Consider the following 19,750-nt stretch of genomic DNA (forward strand, 5'->3'; position numbering starts at 1 on the left):
AAGTGCCGGTCGTTAAAGGGTCTTCTCCTCTAATTCTGCTAATTCCGCTCGTACATCGGTTACGAAGTATTCTAGAGTAGATTGCATTGTGAGGAGATGCATGAGCGCCTGTTGCAGGCAACGCATATAGGATTCTTCGTCTGGTTGGGTATTTGCCTGTTTGAGTGCAGTTTCTATGGTGTTTAGCTCACGTTGCAAAAAGTCGTGTTTTTTCCAGCATCGCTCAAACATAATAATCCCCCTTTTCATATATACAGTATATGTCAATTATACATCTGCATACGTAGCTCAGAGGTAGAGCGCCAGCCCTTTTTTGTCTACACATTGCATCATGAGAAGTCGTACCCACAAGGAAGATTTCTTCTGCTGTTTTTCTGCCTTATTGAATCCAGATCGGCATTTCTTCGTGGTCTACGCCAAAGTGATGAGCCACCTCATGGAGGATCGTCTTTCTGACCTGCGCGCGAATACGATCAAGATCGCCTAAAACCTTACGTAGTTGCCTTGTAGAGATGCAAGACTATTCCATTCATTAGGGGCAATTCCTGGCAATTGAGGGTGCGGCACATGATGTCAACTATAATTCGCCCGTCAGGTTGGCACAGGCCGTACAGCGCTTTCTCAACTGCCAACCAGGTCGCCCTGTAAAAAGGCCAGAGCGGCCTGATTGAAAACCAGGGGACGATCAAACATGCTCACATGCCCGGCTTTTTGGAGAATCAGCAGTTGCGCATTGGGGAGTGTCTGCCGAAGTTGAATACCAGTGGTGAGTGGAACGACAATATCATGTTCACCCCAGACGAGCAGTGTAGGCTGACAGATGGTAGATAGCTCTTCGTTGAGGTCAAGTAGGATCAGGTCATGTGTGGTGCGTAGGAGCAGGCGTGGTCCCGCCCGTAATGCGTCATAAAGAAGCAAGGGTAAGAATGTGGGCCGAACATAACGAGTTGATAGGATTAAAGGGCGCATGTAGCCCAGAATCGAGTGAAATTGGGGTTGCACGGCTGGCGAGACAAGTATCATTCTCATCACTTGTTCAGGATAGGTCGCAGCCAGGTGCATACAGATATATCCGCCCATCGAATGCCCTACCAGGTGCGCCCGCTCAATCCCAACCGCCTTCATCCATGCCAGCAACCAGGTAGCGGCCTTCGCCAGCGTAAACTGACGCGCCAAGCGATGCATCATGCCAAAGCCGGGAAGGTCGATAAGGTAGACGCGATAATCCTGTGCTAGCGCAAAAATATTATGAGTCCACCAAAGCGTTGAGCCGCTCAGTCCATGCACCAGGATGACGGCTTCCTGCGTCATATCCTCTCCAATGACTCGATAGTGTATAGGATATCCCTCGACCTCCACACTCCGTGTAATGCTCTTTGACTTCTGCCTGGTTGCATCCATGTTATAGGTTCCTGTCTATTCTTTGCGATGGGCACCGTTGTCAGGCTCCAAATATGAGCGCGTGAAGTGGTGGTGAGCATAAGAACATGCAGTTTGCCTGCTTGTCGCGCTTAGAAGCTACACGTATGGGTCCCCTTTGGGGGTGACAGTTTGAGAGGGAGCAACAATATAGCCAGACACTATCACTTCTCGTGCTTGATCTGTCATGTGAGATGGGGCGTTGGTAAACTCCACGAACCAGTCATGGGTCTCCGTTTTGTAGAGGCTGGTGAAGGCCTCTATTTCTTTAAGCAGAGAGCGATAGCGTGTATCTTCTCGACGCATAGGGAATGCTCCTTCTTGTGTCTTCAAAAAAAGACATGAAAAAACTGGCTCATCCGCCTGTTAGTGCAGGCAGATGAGCCAGTGTGTACGAAGAAAACGTGAATCTCTATGTACTACAGGAACATACGGTTCCTACTGCTGCGTTCCTCATTGGCGCTATCATTACTGCCAGGCAGAGTCTATGGATAAAACATGCCTGCATTGGTTCTAAACCTTGATTCAGCGTTTTATTCATACCAATGAGGAACGCAGCACTACAGCGATGTCCACAAAGATTGAGCTACATGGTAGGGGAGCTTATGTCACGCTCCCGGAGATGGGATGATGGGTAAGGTAAACCAGAACGTGGCTCCCTGACCAGGAGCACTCTGCACCCCAACACTCCCCTGATGCCGTTCAATGAACACCCGGCACAAATAGAGGGCCAATCCGAAGCTCAAATCCAGTTCATGCTGGACGGCACTCCCTTTGCTCAGGAATCTGCACGATTGCGGTGAGTAGATCCAACATCGACTCGTAGACACATTGGAGGTGGGAGACTTCCTGGTAATAATACGTGCGTCGCAGCGGCACGATATCCTTTTCTCGCCATCCTCTTCTCCTCTTTGCCTCACCTTTTTCAGCCTCGCTGTTCTTTTGCTCCTTGAATGTGTATCTGAAGGCCATTGACAATGCCTCTCTCAGATGATACCATCTCAACATGACGTTAACGTAACGTTTGAGAGGGTGAGCTATGAATGACCGCATGCGCATAGGTGATTTGACGGAACGAGCAGAGGTAACTGCGCGCACTGTTCGCTATTACGAGAGCATTGGACTGATCCCTCCAGGTGAGCGTGAAGGCCACGGTCAGCATTATTACACCGAGCAGACGCTTGCCCGCCTGCGCAAAATTGACCAGCTAAAAAAGCTTGGACTCAGCCTGGATGAAATACGTGACGTTATCGACCTCTATTTCACTGACCCTGGTGGAATACAACCAAAACAGAAGGTCCTCGCCATCCTGCGCCAGCATCTAGCCGATGCAGACCGGAAGATCGGTGCGTTCCAGCAATTTCGTGCTGACTTACAGGCCAATATCGAACGCTTCGAGCGCTGGCTTGAGGAAAGAGAACATTAACCAGGCTTTTTTTGTTCTAAACATGACGTTAACGTCATATTTAGGAAGGTAACTCATTCAGGAGGATTGAGAAATATGAGTGAAACGATTGGATTTATTGGACTCGGCAATCTGGGTCTGCCACTGGCGAGCAATCTACTCAATGCCGGGTATGCTCTCCGGGTGTACAACCGCACGGCGAGCAAAGCGGAACCTCTGGTTCGAGAGGGCGCGCAACAGGTGAGCCGACCAGTTGACGCTGTGACGAGTGGAGGAATTGTTGTGACCATTTTGTGGGGTGATGCGTCTGTGGAAAGCATCGTCACGAGTGATGGTTTTTTAGAGCAATTAGGACCAGGTGGTATCCATCTTGCGATGAGCACGATCTCGCCTGAAATGGCAAAGACGCTTGCGGCAATGCATGCACAACATGGGAGTGTCTATGTTGAGGCTCCCATCTTTGGAGGATCTGAAGCCGCTGTCGCCCAACAGCTCTGGATTCCTTTTGCAGGTCCACAAATAGCCAAAGAACGCGTCCGACCACTTCTCAAGGCGATGGGGGGACAGGGCATCGTTGATTTTGGCGAAGAGGTCGGCGCGGCAACGCTTGTCAAACTCGTGGGCAACTTCCTGATTGTTTCAGCAGGACACTCTCTGAGAGAAGCACTCTCGATGGCCGAGAACAATGGAGTCGATCCCAAAGCAGTACTCGATATGCTGACGACGGCACCCACGTTATTCCCCGCTCCCATCTATCAGAGGCATGGCAAGAGGATTGTCGAGAACACCAAAGCCGCGCCTTTCGGGCAGAATAAGATCCCGCTGAAGGATATTGATCTCTTCAAAACGACCGCACAACAGGTGGCGTTGCCAACACCTGTTGCGAGCCTTTTGTCCGACCTTATGAGGGGCAATGAAGGAAGAGCATAGACTCTTCCAACAATCTCTCAACCCATGATCAGGTAGGAATCAGTCACGCGACCGTTTCACGTTGGCTGCGCAATGGCACGTTTCCAGAACAAAAGCCGCAGCCTCGATCTGCCAGCGTTGACCCTTATCTTCCTCAACTCGTTGAACGATGGAAAGAGGGTTTGCACACGGTCGCGGAGTTGCACCGGGAACTCGTCGCCGTTGGTTACTCACATCAGTACAACTCCGTCTACAGGCGGCTCGTTCGGTCCTTTATTGCAGGGCTTTGTAGCTGGAGTCATACGAGACAAAGAAGCGGTGAAAGCTGGTTTGACGTTGCCTGCGAACAATGGAATCGTCGAAGGAAAAGTGAACAAACTAAAGCTCATGCGCGAGAATGGGCTACGGTCGGGCATCCTTGCCGCTCCTGCGTCAACGGATGGCTCCACGCTCTGTAGGATACCTCTCAAAGATGTGCTTACAAACAGGGATATGCAGCTCTGCCCATCGGTTGGCATCACCAAAAGCGGGACAGATCCAATGCTGTGCGCTTTGCCTCGAAATATGAGCAACACAGCTATTCAGATCGATCGACCTGCTCATTTTTCGGGCTCAGTGCGAATTACAGAAAAGGTTGCTCTCCATCGAATTTGTTCAGGATGAGCTTACTTCACTGCGATCCGCTCCTTACAGAAAAAGGAGCGGATCGCACGCATCTTCTCATAGGAGAGGAGTGAAGCTGCATCAAGGAAAGCTTTGCAAGGAGCGGCTCCTTTAGCGGTTTTCTTTGGCCAACTGGTAGGTTGCGATCACAACGCCTGTGCTCGTCGTCCTGGTGCCGACAAGCTGGAGCGTGGCTGCTGCACCGCCTTCCGGGAAGAGGCGGCGTCCCGATCCCAGCACCAGCGGGTGAATAAGGAGCACGTACGTATCGACGAGGTTCGCCTGCATGAGCGACTGGACCAACTCTCCGCTGCACATGATCACCAGATCCGCGCCTGACTCCCGCTTGAGCCTGGCCACAGTCTCTGCGGCGTCGCCTTTGAGCAGCGTGGAGTTGATCCACGGGAGCGGCTCAGAGAGCGTGGTGGAGGCGACGTACTTCGGCATGTTGTCGAGCATTGCCGAGAAAGGGCTGTCCGTTCGCTTGGGCCAGACGGAGTAGAAGTCCTCGTAGGTGCGCCTGCCCAGTAGCAGGGCAGGGATAGTGGGCATGCTATCCCCCGCCAGCGCCATCGCGTTGTAGGGCGCTCCCCAGCCGCTGTGCTCGAAACCGCCCCGGCGATCCTCGTCTGGCCTCGCGGGGGCCTGCATGACCCCATCGAGGGTCAGATTCGTGAAGACAATCACTTTGCTCATGAACTCTTTCCTCCTTCTGTCGAGAAACCATGGTGTTTCTCTCGTTTGTTGGAGTATACCTTGCCTTTCCTTTGAGCGCTTGTAAAAAACCGTCATCATCAGACAAAAGCATAGCCTGCTTGCTCATGATAGAAGTCATCGACCTGTTGAGCAAGGCGTGTAGGAGTCATGCCAGAAAAGGCTTTCATGTCGTGAATCAAATGAGACTGGTCAGTGAAGTTAAGAGCAGCTGCCACATCGGTCAGCCGTGCAAAGCGCCTGGTTTTGATGAGGTGGATCGCTGCATTAAAGCGCTTTACCCGAAGATACGCCTGGGGGGTCAGGCCCACCGCCTGGGTGAAGCGCCTTTCAAACTGGCGTTCAGAGAGATGGAACGTGTTCAGCAAGTCTTTGACATGCAGCGAACCAATGTGCGCGTGGATCAAACGGAGGCTTTCTTCCACGAGCGTATCTCGCAGTTTCTCCTGCTTGAGCAGAGCCACCAAGAAGGTGGTGAGAAGCGCCATCTGTTCCTGCCCGCTCCGGGCTTCCATCAATTGACTTGTCAAATCGAGAGCCCCGCACTCCTGCGGACCTATCCAGCCGGGAGCAAGTTGCGAGGCATTGATCCCAAAGAGGGTTTTGAGGGCGGAAGGCTTGAAAATCACATGCACCGTTGTGAAAGCTGTTTTTTTGTATGTCATGACGCTGGGCTCGATCACGGGTCCAGAGAGAAAGAGGGGAGGTGGGCAAAAGCTGCGTCCCGAATGGGTGGCGATGTGTTCAAGAGCAGCGTGCCCCTTATTGTGATGAAAAACCATTCCTGGCGCACCAGTGGGAGAGACTTTCATGGTCACGGCTTCCTCGCCACGATAGTCGGCGATCCTTACGCACTCTACCTCGTTTTTGAGGATGGCTGGAGGTGGGAGAATGGCAAAGTGGATCGAGTGCATACAACACATTCTTTCGTTTCATAAAAAGACACATTATCCGATGGTTCTTTCTCAATTCTTCTTTTGCTTGCCTGCAAAGCTGGTAACGGCGAGAGATGAGGCTTACTATCTCCTCTCTGGCTTGCTCTTTATCCCATCTTCTTCGTCAAAAGTTCACAATAGCCTCTAGTGTGTGTACTTTCCTGTAAGATATGCTCAAACGAGACGGTGTGAGATGACCGAGTGGCGAGGGTTGCTCGGTGTGCTTGCGGATGCTGTTAATCGTCGTAATGGGACATAGGGTGCTCCTTTGATGTGTGCTACCCATCGTGTTTGTGTGGTACTCCCTCTACGGCGTTTGCAGAGAGGCTGTTCACGTGCCCGTTGTGTTGGTCGCGGCATTGCTACGCATTTGGCCAGATGGCGCCTGGTATGCGTGCGCCAGGGAGGAAACGGTATGCATCAGGATGACGAGTGCCATAGCGCTCAAGGCGGCGAGGCCAACGACGAACAGACCAAAGGCGATAAACAGGACAAGCACATATCTGCTGTGATAGGGTGCGAGAGGCGTGTATCCTCCATGCCGATTTTGACGATCTGTAACTGTCCATATAAAGCCTCTAAATCAAAATCGCACTGGGAATGACGTTTGTGATCATGACTGGCGGCATTGATCTCTCTGTCGGCGGTATAGCGGCGCTTGCCAGTGTGGTTGCAGCGCTCACCAGCTCGCATGGTTTCTTTTATGCACTGTTTGCGGCGGTTATTGCGGGTACGCTGGTAGGGATTGTGAATGGGATTGTCGTTGCGTGGATGCGCGTGCCACCGTTCATCGCCACGCTTGCCACCTTGTATATTGTGCGTGGTGTGGCTTTGAGACTCATCAATGATGCAGCCAGCGTTAACCTGGATCAGAAAAGTGATTTCATAACGATTGCGGGAACAACAGTGGGGGACGGCTTTCTTAATCCACCGGTGCCGTTCACTATCCCACTTCTGCTGGTGGCCTTTCTCATCGGCATCCTGGTGCTACGGTATACACGCTTTGGCCGCTATGTGCTGGCCATTGGGGGCAATCCCGAAGCAGCGCAACTGATGGGGTTGCCCGTCAAGCGGACGCTTTTCTGGGTGTATACGCTCAGTGGCGCGTTGGCCGGACTTGTCGGAGTATTGTTAGCCATCAATCTGAATGGTGGTTCAGCAACAGAAGGGAACGGTTGGGAACTGATTGCCATCGCGGCGGTGGTAGTTGGTGGCACATTATTGACCGGCGGTGTTGGCTCAGTTTTTGGTACGCTGGTGGGTGTGCTGTTATTAGGCACGATTGTGGAGATCCTTCAGTTAGAAAATAATTACACGCTGGATCATGGTGGAGGGCTCTACCTCAATTCATTCTGGCAGAATGTCATTCGTGGCATATTTTTGCTTATTGTTGTTCTCTTGCAAAGCCGCCTTCAGCAGAAACGCGCCAGACAACGTACCTAGACTTTCACTTCCTGTTGGGTCGAAGGTTCGGACAAAGGCCCCTCAACCCAGCATTTGCGTCCGAACCTTCGACCCTCTTGCAGTATCCTGGAGAGGATAGTAACCACTCTTCTTTTGTGAAGAACAGCGAAGGCATAAGGAAGCGTCTTGGCAATGTTCGTCACGCACTCTCTAGCGCTGGTATGAATTTCGTTGATCGTTTCTCTGACATAGAATGTGATGGACATGCCAGCCACTCTCTTTCGTGATTTTCTGGTCGCAGATCGGACATTTCCCTTCTTGCTCGTTCCAGAGTGCGATGAGCTTTCTTCGCTTGAGCCAGCTTTGGAGCCACTTGAGCCCCATTCGTTCATCGAAGTATGCTTCATAGGCTGGATCGTACGGGTTTGCTTCCCTTGAATCAGGCGGTGTCGCCGGATGCGTGTGTCTGCTGCGTTGATGAGGTGAACGGTCAGAGTCTCCCCTTTTCTTCCCTCAATCTCGCCTGAGAACACCCATTGCCGTTGACCAATGGTATGAAAGTATTTCTCTTTCACCCATCGCCGTCCTTATGCGTGATTACGGTCTTTTCCTGTGAAAGAGTGAGACCACGTTCGCGCAAGAACCATTCCACCGCCGGTTTGACTTCCTGCTCAAGCACCTCTTTCGAGTTGCCTGAGATCAGGAAATCATCTGCTACCGTACCAGATGAACGAGCGCCTTACTGCCTTTGAATTTTCGCCCCACACGGATGCACGAAGAGGTCGAGCGCTACCTCGAACGGCCCGGGCTCGCGTGGACGCATTTGCGCCCCAGCCAATTTATGCAGTTTTTTCTTCCGCACGTGCCGACAGGAGTGGACGTGGCCCAGAACGCCCTCATCATCCCCATGGAGAATGCCAGACTCTCACCTGTCGATATTGAGGACATCGCGAAAGTCGCCTTTGCGTTGCTCCGAAGTTCAGGGCATGAGGGCAAGAGCTACGACATGACGGGTCCCGAAGCGCTGACGATGACGGAGGTTGCCGAGCGGATCTCTCAGGCGATTGGCAAGACCATCCAATATGTCAACGTTTCTCTGGAGCCAAAAAGGCAGGCATTACAGGCAATAGGGATGTCTGTGTAGTATATCGAGATTTTCATGGAAGCACTCACTGAGCGTCGCAAGTGCTCTGAATCGAGAGTAGACCTCAGCACGCACGAGGTCTTCGGGATTCAATCGACCACGTTCGCGGAGTTTGTGCGGTCGAACACCTCTTCTGGCTAGATTGCCGGGTCACTCATCTGAAGAGAAACCACCTACCTCTCAACTAACAGACACTGCGTCAGATCCGCACCGGGAATATGGGCATCCTGCAGAGAACGGATCACCTCAATCCGGACAAGGAACCAAGACCTTCTCGCCGGAGACGCCCTCCCCGGCGCGCGGATTGTGGAGCCTTCCTCTGTGATGTGGCGTGGAACGAGAGGATGAGGAACCCAACAATCAGGTATACGTACTGCATTCCATTGAAATGAAGCGACTTCGATTCATACAACGATTTCATAGCCCAGATGGCCGGCGAGTCGGTGTTTCATGGTGAAAATCCACATCCGGATTGGGAGATTTTCTGGAAGGACATTTTCACCCTCTGAAAGCTTGTTCTCAAGATACCAATAGGACCCTCGGCTGGCTCTTGCAGCTTGTGCAGCCTGCTCATACATACTGTCATCTCTTGATGGCATGCGTTTTCCTTCCCGAGTGTTCAAATGATATGGGTGTACCTTACACTATAGAATCAGGAACATTGGAACGGAAAAACACGATTGCGAAACGTGTTCCCAGATGCAGAGTATCGAGCAAAACAGTCATTTATTGACAATACGAACTACAATGAAGAGAAAGGCCAGATGGAGGAGGCAGCAGGGACCGAAGAAAAGGGCAGTTATCGCCTGCGCAATACTGGTAGTAAGCATGGGCAAGAGATCCAGGAGGCCCCACATGAGCATCTGTATCGTCTTGCCATGGGGAGTCCAATCATCAGATGGTGTGAACGATGTGGAGCCTCATATCTGCTACAACAGCGGCAAGCCTCGGATGGCGAGCCCATAAACTCTATCTGGGTAGCAATTGAGGAGGGAGCATAACGGCTCGGCCATGCTACGTTTTTGCCCTCTCTATGGGGCCAGACATACCCCCCTCTGAATTCCCCTAAAGTAGGGAAGCTAGCTGTGTTTGTGTGGCGTGGTAGGACGGTGGTAAGGAGGTGTATCATGTCGAAAGAATTGATCAGATGTACAGGTGAAGCCCATGCGATGTATGTGTGTCTTGAGTGTGAGGAATACCTGTGTGAGTTGTGCGCTGAAGCCTGTCTACAGGATCATCCCGACAATGTATTGGCTATCACCGATTTGACACCTGAAGAGGTTGAAGAGACGATGTTCATCCCGACGCATTGCCAACTGTGCGGGAAGCAGACAGACATGTTTCGTCCCGTTGAAGCGCCACACGATCCTGACGATATGGTGTGGGCATGTGGTGAATGTGTGAAGTATGGGGGCCTTGCTGATGAGGCCCGGAGTGAAGGTTTTTGTTATCAGAGATAGGCCCAGGATAGCTTTCTTAATCGGTCAAACCGTGCGGAATGAGTCGCCTTCCCCAGCGTGTTCGACTGTCCTTTGAGCAAGTCTACATCTTGCTCCGGCCCTTCGTCGAGTGGGCTTGTTTCAATATGAACGTAGAAGGAAGTGAGAACATGAGACGGTTTATGCTCGTCACCGAACTCAACCTGATCAATGGTATAGAGTTTGACTCTGGCAGGGTCGCGCTCGATCAGTGCGACTCGATTGGCCTGGGGTCGGTTGATTGTGAGAGTCATAGCAGTATCGAGTCTCTGATAAATGCCTACAGCCTATCGCCTATCATCTGGTTTAAGACGCTTGATATCACAGATGAGCAGAGGAAGAAGGCAGAGATAATCCGTGGCCAATGGGTAACGAATGGATATAAATATGAGTCAAGAGAGGTTGAGCTATAGTGACGACTCACCACGGCTAGAGCCCTGTCTTTTATACACAAGGTATTGTCAACTTAAACAAAATTGTAGAGCTTATGGGCGAGAAACAGGCCTCAAAGTGGGGATGGCATCCATGTTCTGACGGTGTTTTCTGGAATATTTTGGCGAAATAGCATTGATGTGGGGAAAGCTCATCAACAAAAATATTTAAGTTGACAATACCAGATCAGCCTGGGAATGCGCTGGAAGAATAGGAAGAACAAGGAGACATCTGAGAGATGAAAGCTATTCGCCTCTATGCTCAGAGTGGACCCGATCAAATTGTGTTCGAAGATGCACCGAAACCTCAGCCAGGAGTGGGAGAAGTCCTGATTCGTGTCCATGCGACAAGTGTGATGTGGCAGGAACCGACCTGGTCGGAAACCTGGAAAACACCGGCTGGTATCGAACGTCAGCATCCCATACCAGGTCATGATGTTTCTGGCGAGGTCGTTGAAGTGGGGTCCGGCGTCGCTGGTATAGCCGTAGGAGAGGGCTATCTATGCGCTCACCGAATTTGGCGGGATGGCGCGGCTGCGGAGTACACTGTCGCACGCGCGACTGATGTGGCGCCCAAGCCACGAACCCTTGGGCACATCCAGGCAGCCGGAGTCCCCCTGGTTGGACTGACAGCCTGGCAAGCGCTTTTTGAACACGCAGGGCTTACCAGTGGGCAATCTCTTCTCATTCATGGTGCCGCTGGTGGCGTGGGAAGCATGGCGGTTCAAATGGCAAAGTGGGCCGGCGCCACGGTGATCGCGACAGCCTCTGCACGCCATCATGCATTCCTACGCACATTGGGAGCCGATGAGATCATTGATTATACCACCACGCGTTTTGAGGATATGGTGCGTGATGTTGATATAGTGCTTGATACCATAGGCGGTGAGACAGTAGCTCGCTCCTGGCGCGTTCTAAGGAAGGGCGGACTGCTCCTGAGTGTGTTTAGCCCCCCATCCCAGGAGCAGGCTGCCGCCTTTGGTGTGCGTGCGTTCTTTTTTGTCGTCAAGCCCAATCGAGAACAGCTCATACACATCGGGGACCTGATAGATACAGGCCAGCTCCGACCAATCATCGAGCGGGTCTTCCCTCTCTCAGAGGCATCTCAGGCGTTTGAGCAGGCCCTGCAAGGGCACACGCGCGGAAAAATCATTTTGCGCGTAGAGGACGAGGGAAGGAGGAGATGACCATGATGCTTGTGACAGGCACAACGAGTGCTGTGGGGAATGCCGTCCTGAAAGAACTCTTGGCACGGAAGATCCCAGTGCGTGCCTTCGTGCGTAAACCATCTGTTGCTGAAAAGCTGGAGGCGCAGGGCGTAGAAGCATTTTTAGGAGATATGACAGAGCGAGAAAGCGTTCAGAAAGCGCTTCAGGGAATCGAGAGTGTCTATCTTATTTCCCCCCTCACTGCGCATCTCTTGGCGACCGAGCAGCTATGGGCTGAGGAAGCCAGAAAAGCTGGTGTACGCTACCTCGTCAAACAATCTGAAATCGGGGCAGATCCTCAATCGTTGAGTCCTTTACTTCACTATCATGGGAGAGCAGAGGACGCAATTCGCACCTCAGGCGTACCCTATACCATTCTACGTACGCTCTACTTCATGCAAAACTTTGCCCCAATGTACGCTCATTCAATTAGCTCCAGAGGCATGATCTATGCCCCGCTGGCGAATGCGCGCATTAGCTATGTGGATGCACGCGATGTTGGTGCGGTTGCGGCGCATCTGCTCACCGAAGAGGGGTACCAATACCAGGAATATGAGGTGACTGGCCCAGAAGCACTCTCATGTGTACAATTGGCGGAGATCTTCTCCACGGTATTGGATGTGCCAGTTCGCTACACTGCCATCTCTGATGAGGATGCGCAACAAGCGCTCTTGAAACGCTATCCTGCCTGGACTGCTCATGCGGTTATCACCCTCCTGCAATTTTATCGTCAGGGAGGCGGAGCCAGTGTTACTCGGGTTATTGAGGATGTGACAGCCCGCAAACCTTGTACGGTAGTCACCTACCTGACTGAGCACGTACAGGCCTTCCAGACAGTCTGAGTGTAGTGCCCGAAACACAGTAGGCCACCAGACCCCATAGCTAAGGCTCTGTCTTTTCTACACATTTCACAATGGCAAATGGGAGGCGGCATCAGATGTGGGATGGGAAGCTAGAGCTTTCACCTCTCTATTTGTCAGCTCTTCTTTCCAAGACAGCTTCTTCAGCCAAGTTGCCAAATCACTTTGTGAGATGTGTAGAAAAGACAGACTTGAAGGTGGGGTCTCCAGGGTATTGTCAACTTAAATATTTTTGTTGATGAGCTTTCCCCACATCAATGCTATTTTCGCCAAAATATTCCAGAAAACACCGTCAGAACATGGGTGCCATCCCCACTTTGAGGCCTGTTTCTCGCCCATAAGCTCTACAATTTTGTTTAAGTTGACAATACCTGCGTACCCTATGCGTTGAGCATTTACATGTTCCACCTTAATCTCTTATTTCTGTATTTGGTGAGACACTCTGCATGTTTCCAAAGCATGAATCACTTCGGACCATCGTGCTTTGGCATGCTCAAGTGCAGGAAACAGGTGTCCTTTCCTACCTGGTGATTGCAACGTCTCTGCCTGATCAAGCACATGCCAGAGCGCGGCTTCACGTTCCTCTTGAGAGGTAACGTGCTCCGGTTCACAGAGGAGGCTCGTTGATAAGCGAAGATGGAGGGTGTGTGGTTCTTCATTGAACACTGAACCAGGGAGGGTAGCGATGTCCCACTCCTCCAGCAGATAGTGCGCAAGCTCCTGGCTGGTCTTGATTCCTCGTTGCAGGAGTGCGGTTTTCCATGGGGAGAAGTCCGGATAGAGGTAGAAGCCTCCTGCTGGGCGTGGGCAAGGAATGCCAAGTTGCGTGAGCTCGTCATAAAGCTGACGAGCGATATATCCGTGAACAAGTGCCGAGCATTGGACATAGTGCTCAACTGATGAATTGGGTAGGAAGGCGGCAAGAGCCGCTTCTTGGAGTGGTGTAGCAGCCGCAGACCAGATTTCACTCGCCAGGGAGCGTAGAGCTGACATCGCCTTGTTGCCTGCACTCGTCGAGGGCAGTGCTGCATATCCAAGCCGCCATCCTCCCGCCGAAAAGGCTTTAGAGAGTCCTCCGGTCACAATACAGCCTTCAGGGTAGAAACGAGCAGGTGAGACGTGTTCGCGCCATCCGTGAGCCAACTCGGCATAAATCTCATCACTAATAAGAGTAACCCCTGCTTCGCGTGCCCAGCGTGCGATGGCTTCCACGTCAGGAAGGTCAAACATGCTTCCGGTTGGATTACTTGGCGTGTTCACAAGCAAAATGCGTGGGTCGGCTCCGTCCTGGCGCGCCTGGGCCATCGCCTGCGAAAGGACTTGTGGCGTCAGACGATGATGATCCTCTGGCTCGGTCTGTACTCCGATCACGCGCCGATTCCCGAGATGGGCTATTGGAGCATAGCTGACCCATGAAGGAATCGGCAGCAGAATGTCGCCTTCGAGGATCTGCACAAGTGCAAAGAGCAATGCTTTGCTTCCTGGACCGACCACGATCTGATCAGCACAATATGCCACCTCACGTGTGCGTGTGAGGTACGCAGCGATGGCCTGACGCAGTGCAGGTATCCCAAGCACAGGGGCATAGCTTGTGCTCGTTGCAGCTTCAGCCAGGGCCGTTTTCAGTAGGGGATGTAGGGGGAATGCGGCTTCGCCAAAGCCGAGATGGATCGTCTCACGGCCCGCCGCACGCCGTTTCGCCACTGCCTCGTTCATAGCAAGGGTGGCGGAGGTGGAAAGGGTTTGCGCTGGTGAGGTGAGGCTGAGCAGCGTATGTACTGAATTTCCATCGGCATGCGCCTCTCTCTCGTGGGTGGTACTCATTATCGTCTCCTTTGTTTGCTCTCATTGTTCTCAAAAATGGGAGAAACTTCTCTCTGCTTGACAAAAGAGTCATTTTCTCGGTGATTTGCTTGTCTATACTCAGTATAGAAGGAGAATATGCAATAATACAGGAGAAATGACAGATATTTCATCGTGATAAGCAAGAAATGTAAAGGAAAAAAGTTCTATGACTTTACAGCATGATGATTCCCTCCTCGATGACATTGGATGGAAGCTCCTCCAAGCGTTGCAAGAAAACGCCCGACAGTCTTTCAGAGAACTAGGACAGCGCGTTGGGCTCTCAGCACCAGCTGTGATTGAGCGCGTTCGCAAACTGGAGGGAGCGGGAATTCTTATCGGTTACAGGGCTGAGATTGACCTGGCAAGGGTCGGCCTGTCAATCATAGCTTTTATACGAATGAGTACCCCGAGAGAGCGAAGCGGGTATGTTGGGAGACAATTACAGGACATTCCCGAAGTCCTCGAATGCCATCGTGTAGCGGGTGAGGATTCCTTCCTGATGAAAGTGGCTGTTTCCTCAATGAGCCATCTGGAGAGGCTTATCGACCATCTCGCCCAGTATGGTCAGTCTACGACATCTATTGTCCTGTCTTCCCCGGTGACTAGCCGCATCGTGGAAGCAGAGAAAGACTGAATATGACCTTTGTGAGACACTTGTTCATATGAGTTACCAATCATAGAATATCTGTACTCGGTCAAGTTTCCTCTTTTAAAACGTTATTTTCAGTACTTTACAGGTAGAAACGAGCAAGTTTTGGCGAAAAGCTTGTCGCAGAATCCTTACCGTACAGATTTCATCTTTAGATACTCTGACCTCTATGAGAACGAAGAGGCCATAAGAAGAGCAGTCGTCATGGCCTGGTCCGGGCCGCCAGCAGTCAGATTTCGATCAAAGCGACCTGCTCCCTCGTTGCGCCAACGTAGATGGTGTTATCGACTTTAGGTACGAGATAGATATCTTTGCCCAGGATTGTATGCTTGAGCGGCGTCTCTGGCTACTTAAGAGATAGGATCTGGCCGCGACCAGGGAAAACGAGGATGGTCAGGCCAAGCCAGGTACCGACCTGCGCGGACTAGGCGCCGGTCGCGATCACGAGCAGATCACAGTCAATGGTCTCTCCCCGGGCCGTGCGTATTCCCGTCATCGCGCCTGAGGTATGATGTATGCCCGTGACCTCAGTGTGTTCGTAGATGCGTGCACCGAGCTTACGGGCGGCCTCTGTATATGCCCTGGTCGCTAAGCGCGGCCTGATGCTGGTCGCATACGGGACGTAGAGAGCGGCGGTGATGGCAGGATTGAGCAGTGGTTCGTTGCGGTGTAGCTCCTCCGAGGTCAGCCAGGTGACGTCCCAGCCATGCGTCTGCCAAGCTTCGGCATAATTGCCGGGAGGCCAGGCCGTGCTGGCTGGCCCTCCGGCCGCTATCTGTACCCATTCGGAAAGCCAGACCTCCCGCACGCTCTTTGATTGTCCTGTCGTCCCACTCTCGGCAGCCGGACCAAGGCATGAACAGACGCAACAGATGGGGGATGAACGCACCTCTCCGGCCAAGGGCACGCTCGCCATAGAGAGACCAGTTCCAAAACCTGGCATATAAAATGGCTCCGTACTTTCCATATAAAATGGCCCTTGTAGGAAGGCCACTATCATTCTATAATTTTGCCAGGTAAAGCACTTCGGAGCCACATGCAGGTATATATCGGTATTGTCAACTTAAAAAAAATCGTTGATGAGCTTTCACCACGTCGATGCCACATCAACCAGAATTCTCGAGCAACCAAGGCAAGAAAAAGGGCGCAATCCCCACTTTGAGACCTGTTTCTCTTCTATAAGCTCTACAATTTCAATGAAGTTGACAATACCCATCATTGTAATAGATTTCTTGAGGTGAGAGCAGGAATGCGTCTTCGTTCTCAGGGATGGGGGTACGTGAAAGGGAGAGCTACCGCACGATGTCGAATACCGAACAGACCAAGCGTCTCACGCCTGCGTCGAGTGAGACGCTCCTCACGCTTCTTGAGACGCTTCCTGGGGCCTTGTTTGTCGTCGATGATGCCGCAAAGATTGTGTATGCCAATACGAGCGCGCAGGCCCTGCTCGGCGCCACACGAGAGGACGTAGTGGGCAAGCCCTTGTGGCGCGGTGCTCCCCAACTGGTGAGCACCGCACTCTACCAGGCTGTTCAGCAGACCAGACAGACCCGAGCACCCGCCGAAGTGGAGTATGTGTCTCCCGTGACGGGGACCTGGCTGCACGCGCAACTCGCTCCCACGGCTGGGGGCTTGATGGTGCAGGTCCAGCAGGGCAGAGCCGCAGCCCGACGAGAGGCGCCGGTTCCCCAGGGCGAGAGTTTCTCCATCGAGGACCTGAATGGCTTGTATAGCAGAATCGGCGTGCTGACCCCCGAGGGGATCGTCCTAGAGATCAATGAGGTTCCCTTGGCGGAAGCGCGCGTCCGACGCGAGGAGGTCATTGGTTACCCGCTCGCCCAAACCCGGTGGTGGTCCTGTGCTCCGGCCAGTCAAGCGCAGTTGTGTGCCGCCATCGCGCGAGCCAGCAGGGGAGAAACCGTGCGGTTCGAGGCGGTGGTTCACCTCAGAGAAGGCCTGGACCGTCACCTGGAGGTCGCGATCACTCCCCATAGGGATGCGGATCACCACATTGCGTACCTCGTCATCGCCGGCATCGACATCACCGAGCGCAAGCGCGCCGAAGCGGAAATCCATGCCCTCATCGATGCCATCCCCCAGCTGGTCTGGACCACGCAACCGGACGGCTCTCAGGACTCGTGTAATCAACGCTGGCGCGACTATACCGGCCAGAGCACCGCAGAGTCCCAGGGGGAGGGGTGGATGCAGTGTCTGCATCCGGAGGACCGGTCACGCGTCCGCTCCGCGTGGCAGCGCGCCGTCCAGACCGGCGGGGTGTATGAAACGGAACTGCGCCTGCGTCATGGGACGACCGGGGAGTATCGCTGGTTCTTAGCCCGCGGCATGCCGGTACGTGATGAAAGAGGCCAGATCATCAAGTGGTTTGGCACCAACACCGACATTGAGGAGAAGAAACGGGCGGAGGAAGCCTTACGCCAGAGCCAGGAGCGCGCGAACATCCTGATGAACTCCAACATTATCGGGATCTTTGTCGGCGAAGGCGGCCAGATTGTGGACGCCAACGACACCTTTCTGGACATGACCGGCTATACCCGAGAAGACCTGCGTGCCGGGCGCATGAACTGGACGCACATGACCCATCCAGACTATCTGGCTCGTACCTTAGAGGCCCAGCAGGAACTTGACGCTCAGCAGTCGCTGACGCCCTATGAGAAAGAGTATGTGTGTAAAGATGGCAGTCGTCTTCCCGTGCTCGTAGGTGCGGTCCTCTTAGAGCATCACCCGTTCCAAGCAATCACCTTTGTGCTGGATAACTCAGCGCGCAAGGAACTGGAACAACGCAAGGATGACTTTATCAGCATGGCCAGCCATGAACTGAGGAACCCGCTCGCCGCCTTAAAGATGCAGACCCAACTGGTGCGAAAACGACTGGAAAAGCAATCCCAGCACGAGGCGGCCACAGCGCTTTCCCGGGTGGAGGGACCTGTCAAGCAGCTTGAACGCCTGATCGGAGAGCTACTGGATGTCTCCAAGATCCAGGCAGGTCGGTTGGAGTATCTGCAGGAGACGGTTGATCTTGACGCGTTGCTTCACGAGGTGGCCGATACCATGCAGCAGATACATACGACGCATACCATTGTGGTGCGAGGTGCCGCCCCCCGCTCACTGGTCGGGGACCGCGACCGGCTCGGACAGATCTTCACCAACCTGATCAGCAATGCCATCAAGTATTCTCCCGGCTCAGAGACGGTCGAGATGGATTTGAGTACCTCCGAAGAGACGGTCACGGTCCGTGTCCGTGATCATGGCCTGGGCATCCCACGAGAGCAGCGCGACAAGATTTTTGAGCGCTTCTATCGGGCCACTGGTCCCAGGCAGAAAGCGATCCCCGGCCTGGGCATGGGACTCTACATTGTGCAGGAGATCGTCAAACGCCATGGGGGAACCATTACCGTAGACAGCACCGTCGGAAAAGGATCGACCTTTACGGTGACCCTTCCCAGGAAGAGAGATGCATGAGCGATACGAACAGGGAACATCCGCCCCAGGACGACATTGGTCTTGAGATGGTACGTCGCGACTGGACGACCTACCATGACCAGACCCGGTGGATCCTGGAGAACATGCTGACCTGATGGTTGCTGCTCCAGCGAACGCTCACGTTCTCTGTCACACAGGGAATACAGGCGAGCCAGGAGTGTTTTCTTCTCGGCTGTGCTGGTTGGCTCACCAGAGGAGACATTCTTGCGCGTCTTGAGCAGGAGCGAGCGGTCTCTACCCGGGGGCTTGAGGCCATTCGGAATGCAGGAACGCAGGTTGATCTCCCTCCCGCTGCCCTGGCTTAAGAAGGGTGACGACGATCATGGCGATCAACATGGTATAGAAAAAGAGGCATGCGGCAATCTTTTTCACGAGCATGCACCTTTCTTCACTTTCTTCGTGTTCAGTGCGAGCAGAAAGGTTGCGGTATCTTGTTTGATCAATGCCAGATGCTTCATGTCTTCTTCTTGTCTCGGTGATCCTGCTTTTTGGACCGCACGGGTCAGTTGCGACATCGTCAGATACTTTTGTTGTCTTGCCCAGAAGAAGCGTTTTACCAGGAAGCTGAGAACATAGGAACAGACAATAAGAAAGACCGTCAACGCTTGGAGCTTCGACGTTGTGCTGGGAACCACAACCATGATAACCACACAGGCACTCAGAGCCACTATGCCCGCAAAGAAGAGAACTGATGTGGCTAAAAGCGTCGAAAACCTCTTTTTCGCCCGAGTTTTCTTCACAGCTCGTAAGGGAAAGGCCTGAATCAGACGAGCTTGATAGTCCTCATCATCTCTTCCTTCAGACAATCGCCATGGATGGGCCGTTGGCTGTGTCTTCCTCGGCTCAGCAGGCATGCGACGGGGAGCAGGCGTCTTGGCGATGGAAGGAAGAGGCAATGGGCGCAGTGCGAGGTGGTGAGGGGCCGCTTTGTGACCACTGACTGGTGATCTGTTCTCCGTTCCGGGCCTTCTGCCGGAATCGATGGCAAAGTAATTCTGGGTCCAAACGTGTGCCCCTGTGCCCTTAGAGTGTGGCCAAGTTCGCTAGAGAGGAGAGGATCTGTATGAGGGATCGACGGCTGGGCCGAACGTGAGATGGGCTGTATAAAATACAAGTTGTATTTGGCATGGCTTTGGTTACGGCTTCTCCCACAATAGTCCGAATTGGGACGGGATGGACTTCCAA

Annotated in this window: 23 protein-coding genes and 1 pseudogene; 11 read left to right on the forward strand and 13 right to left on the reverse strand. The window is 52.9% G+C overall.

Annotated features, from left to right (window positions below; translation table 11 throughout):
- Positions 1–12 precede the first annotated feature (12 nt).
- The 5 genes and pseudogenes from JMJ16_RS07825 to JMJ16_RS56795 all read right to left on the reverse strand — a co-directional run.
- On the reverse strand, positions 13–231 hold the full coding sequence (locus JMJ16_RS07825; RefSeq protein ID WP_201380004.1) for a hypothetical protein: 219 nt from the start codon (positions 229–231) through the stop codon (positions 13–15).
- Positions 232–379: 148 nt separating this feature from the next.
- Positions 380–514, reverse strand: a complete 135-nt coding sequence (locus JMJ16_RS07830) for a metallopeptidase family protein (RefSeq protein WP_255553202.1) — start codon at positions 512–514, stop codon at positions 380–382.
- Between the two features lie 107 nt (positions 515–621).
- A complete protein-coding gene (locus JMJ16_RS07835; RefSeq protein ID WP_201380006.1) occupies positions 622–1,401 on the reverse strand; it encodes an alpha/beta fold hydrolase in 780 nt (259 codons plus the stop codon).
- A 117-nt stretch (positions 1,402–1,518) separates the two neighbouring features.
- Complete coding sequence (locus JMJ16_RS07840; RefSeq protein WP_201382907.1) at positions 1,519–1,725, reverse strand: hypothetical protein; 207 nt, start codon at positions 1,723–1,725, stop codon at positions 1,519–1,521.
- Positions 1,726–2,027: 302 nt separating this feature from the next.
- Positions 2,028–2,204 (reverse strand): annotated as a pseudogene (locus JMJ16_RS56795) (ATP-binding protein); the annotation flags it as partial.
- A 254-nt stretch (positions 2,205–2,458) separates the two neighbouring features.
- Here JMJ16_RS56795 and JMJ16_RS07845 point away from each other — a divergent pair.
- Positions 2,459–2,845 (forward strand): MerR family transcriptional regulator, encoded by a 387-nt coding sequence (locus JMJ16_RS07845; protein ID WP_201380007.1) that lies wholly within the window; start codon positions 2,459–2,461, stop codon positions 2,843–2,845.
- A 75-nt stretch (positions 2,846–2,920) separates the two neighbouring features.
- Positions 2,921–3,754: an NAD(P)-dependent oxidoreductase gene (locus tag JMJ16_RS07850; RefSeq protein ID WP_201380009.1), complete on the forward strand. Its 834-nt coding sequence runs from the start codon at positions 2,921–2,923 to the stop codon at positions 3,752–3,754.
- Positions 3,755–4,507: 753 nt separating this feature from the next.
- Here JMJ16_RS07850 and JMJ16_RS07855 read toward each other — a convergent pair.
- The 3 genes from JMJ16_RS07855 to JMJ16_RS07865 form a co-directional block, all read right to left on the reverse strand.
- Positions 4,508–5,092: a dihydrofolate reductase family protein gene (locus JMJ16_RS07855; RefSeq protein WP_201380011.1), complete on the reverse strand. Its 585-nt coding sequence runs from the start codon at positions 5,090–5,092 to the stop codon at positions 4,508–4,510.
- Between the two features lie 98 nt (positions 5,093–5,190).
- Positions 5,191–6,024, reverse strand: coding sequence for an AraC family transcriptional regulator (locus JMJ16_RS07860; RefSeq protein WP_201380013.1), 834 nt, complete (start codon positions 6,022–6,024; stop codon positions 5,191–5,193).
- Between the two features lie 352 nt (positions 6,025–6,376).
- Positions 6,377–6,544, reverse strand: a complete 168-nt coding sequence (locus tag JMJ16_RS07865; RefSeq protein WP_201380015.1) for a hypothetical protein — start codon at positions 6,542–6,544, stop codon at positions 6,377–6,379.
- A gap of 101 nt (positions 6,545–6,645) precedes the next feature.
- Here JMJ16_RS07865 and JMJ16_RS07870 point away from each other — a divergent pair, with 101 nt between their 5' ends.
- A complete protein-coding gene (locus JMJ16_RS07870; protein WP_201380017.1) occupies positions 6,646–7,488 on the forward strand; it encodes an ABC transporter permease in 843 nt (280 codons plus the stop codon).
- A 709-nt stretch (positions 7,489–8,197) separates the two neighbouring features.
- The gene (locus tag JMJ16_RS07875) at positions 8,198–8,593 is read left to right on the forward strand and encodes an NmrA family NAD(P)-binding protein (RefSeq protein WP_236601259.1); all 396 of its coding nucleotides are present in this window, start codon (positions 8,198–8,200) and stop codon (positions 8,591–8,593) included.
- A 404-nt stretch (positions 8,594–8,997) separates the two neighbouring features.
- On the opposite strand, the gene JMJ16_RS07880 is transcribed toward JMJ16_RS07875, so the two are convergent.
- Entirely contained in the window at positions 8,998–9,192 is a 195-nt protein-coding gene (locus JMJ16_RS07880; protein ID WP_236601260.1) for a hypothetical protein, read from the reverse strand.
- Positions 9,193–9,357: 165 nt separating this feature from the next.
- Between JMJ16_RS07880 and JMJ16_RS07885 the strand changes: the two genes are divergently transcribed.
- The 5 genes from JMJ16_RS07885 to JMJ16_RS07905 all read left to right on the forward strand — a co-directional run bounded on the left by JMJ16_RS07885 (position 9,358) and on the right by JMJ16_RS07905 (position 12,552).
- Positions 9,358–9,594 carry a hypothetical protein gene (locus tag JMJ16_RS07885; protein WP_201380019.1) on the forward strand — a complete coding sequence of 79 codons (237 nt, stop codon included), beginning with the start codon at positions 9,358–9,360 and terminating at the stop codon, positions 9,592–9,594.
- A 126-nt stretch (positions 9,595–9,720) separates the two neighbouring features.
- The gene (locus JMJ16_RS07890) at positions 9,721–10,053 is read left to right on the forward strand and encodes a hypothetical protein (RefSeq protein WP_201380021.1); all 333 of its coding nucleotides are present in this window, start codon (positions 9,721–9,723) and stop codon (positions 10,051–10,053) included.
- Between the two features lie 149 nt (positions 10,054–10,202).
- Complete coding sequence (locus JMJ16_RS07895; RefSeq protein WP_201380023.1) at positions 10,203–10,484, forward strand: hypothetical protein; 282 nt, start codon at positions 10,203–10,205, stop codon at positions 10,482–10,484.
- Positions 10,485–10,741: 257 nt separating this feature from the next.
- Positions 10,742–11,689: an NADP-dependent oxidoreductase gene (locus JMJ16_RS07900; protein ID WP_201380025.1), complete on the forward strand. Its 948-nt coding sequence runs from the start codon at positions 10,742–10,744 to the stop codon at positions 11,687–11,689.
- A 2-nt stretch (positions 11,690–11,691) separates the two neighbouring features.
- Positions 11,692–12,552, forward strand: a complete 861-nt coding sequence (locus JMJ16_RS07905; RefSeq protein WP_201380027.1) for an SDR family oxidoreductase — start codon at positions 11,692–11,694, stop codon at positions 12,550–12,552.
- A 435-nt stretch (positions 12,553–12,987) separates the two neighbouring features.
- On the opposite strand, the gene JMJ16_RS07910 is transcribed toward JMJ16_RS07905, so the two are convergent.
- Positions 12,988–14,394, reverse strand: a complete 1,407-nt coding sequence (locus JMJ16_RS07910; protein WP_201380035.1) for a pyridoxal phosphate-dependent aminotransferase — start codon at positions 14,392–14,394, stop codon at positions 12,988–12,990.
- Between the two features lie 187 nt (positions 14,395–14,581).
- Between JMJ16_RS07910 and JMJ16_RS07915 the strand changes: the two genes are divergently transcribed.
- Positions 14,582–15,049, forward strand: coding sequence for an Lrp/AsnC family transcriptional regulator (locus JMJ16_RS07915; protein ID WP_201380037.1), 468 nt, complete (start codon positions 14,582–14,584; stop codon positions 15,047–15,049).
- A 439-nt stretch (positions 15,050–15,488) separates the two neighbouring features.
- Here JMJ16_RS07915 and JMJ16_RS07920 read toward each other — a convergent pair whose 3' ends face one another.
- Positions 15,489–16,007 carry an FAD-binding oxidoreductase gene (locus JMJ16_RS07920; RefSeq protein WP_201380039.1) on the reverse strand — a complete coding sequence of 173 codons (519 nt, stop codon included), beginning with the start codon at positions 16,005–16,007 and terminating at the stop codon, positions 15,489–15,491.
- A 359-nt stretch (positions 16,008–16,366) separates the two neighbouring features.
- On the opposite strand from JMJ16_RS07920, the gene JMJ16_RS07925 reads away from it, so the two are divergent.
- The gene (locus JMJ16_RS07925; protein ID WP_201380041.1) at positions 16,367–18,544 is read left to right on the forward strand and encodes a PAS domain S-box protein; all 2,178 of its coding nucleotides are present in this window, start codon (positions 16,367–16,369) and stop codon (positions 18,542–18,544) included.
- Between the two features lie 255 nt (positions 18,545–18,799).
- Here the strand turns inward: JMJ16_RS07925 and JMJ16_RS07930 are convergent, their stop codons facing one another.
- Positions 18,800–18,937 carry a hypothetical protein gene (locus JMJ16_RS07930; RefSeq protein WP_201380043.1) on the reverse strand — a complete coding sequence of 46 codons (138 nt, stop codon included), beginning with the start codon at positions 18,935–18,937 and terminating at the stop codon, positions 18,800–18,802.
- Positions 18,934–19,080, reverse strand: coding sequence for a hypothetical protein (locus tag JMJ16_RS07935; protein ID WP_201380045.1), 147 nt, complete (start codon positions 19,078–19,080; stop codon positions 18,934–18,936). The genes JMJ16_RS07930 and JMJ16_RS07935 overlap by 4 nt, the downstream gene beginning before the upstream one ends.
- Positions 19,081–19,750 lie beyond the last annotated feature (670 nt).

The organism is Ktedonobacter sp. SOSP1-52 (assembly GCF_016587395.1).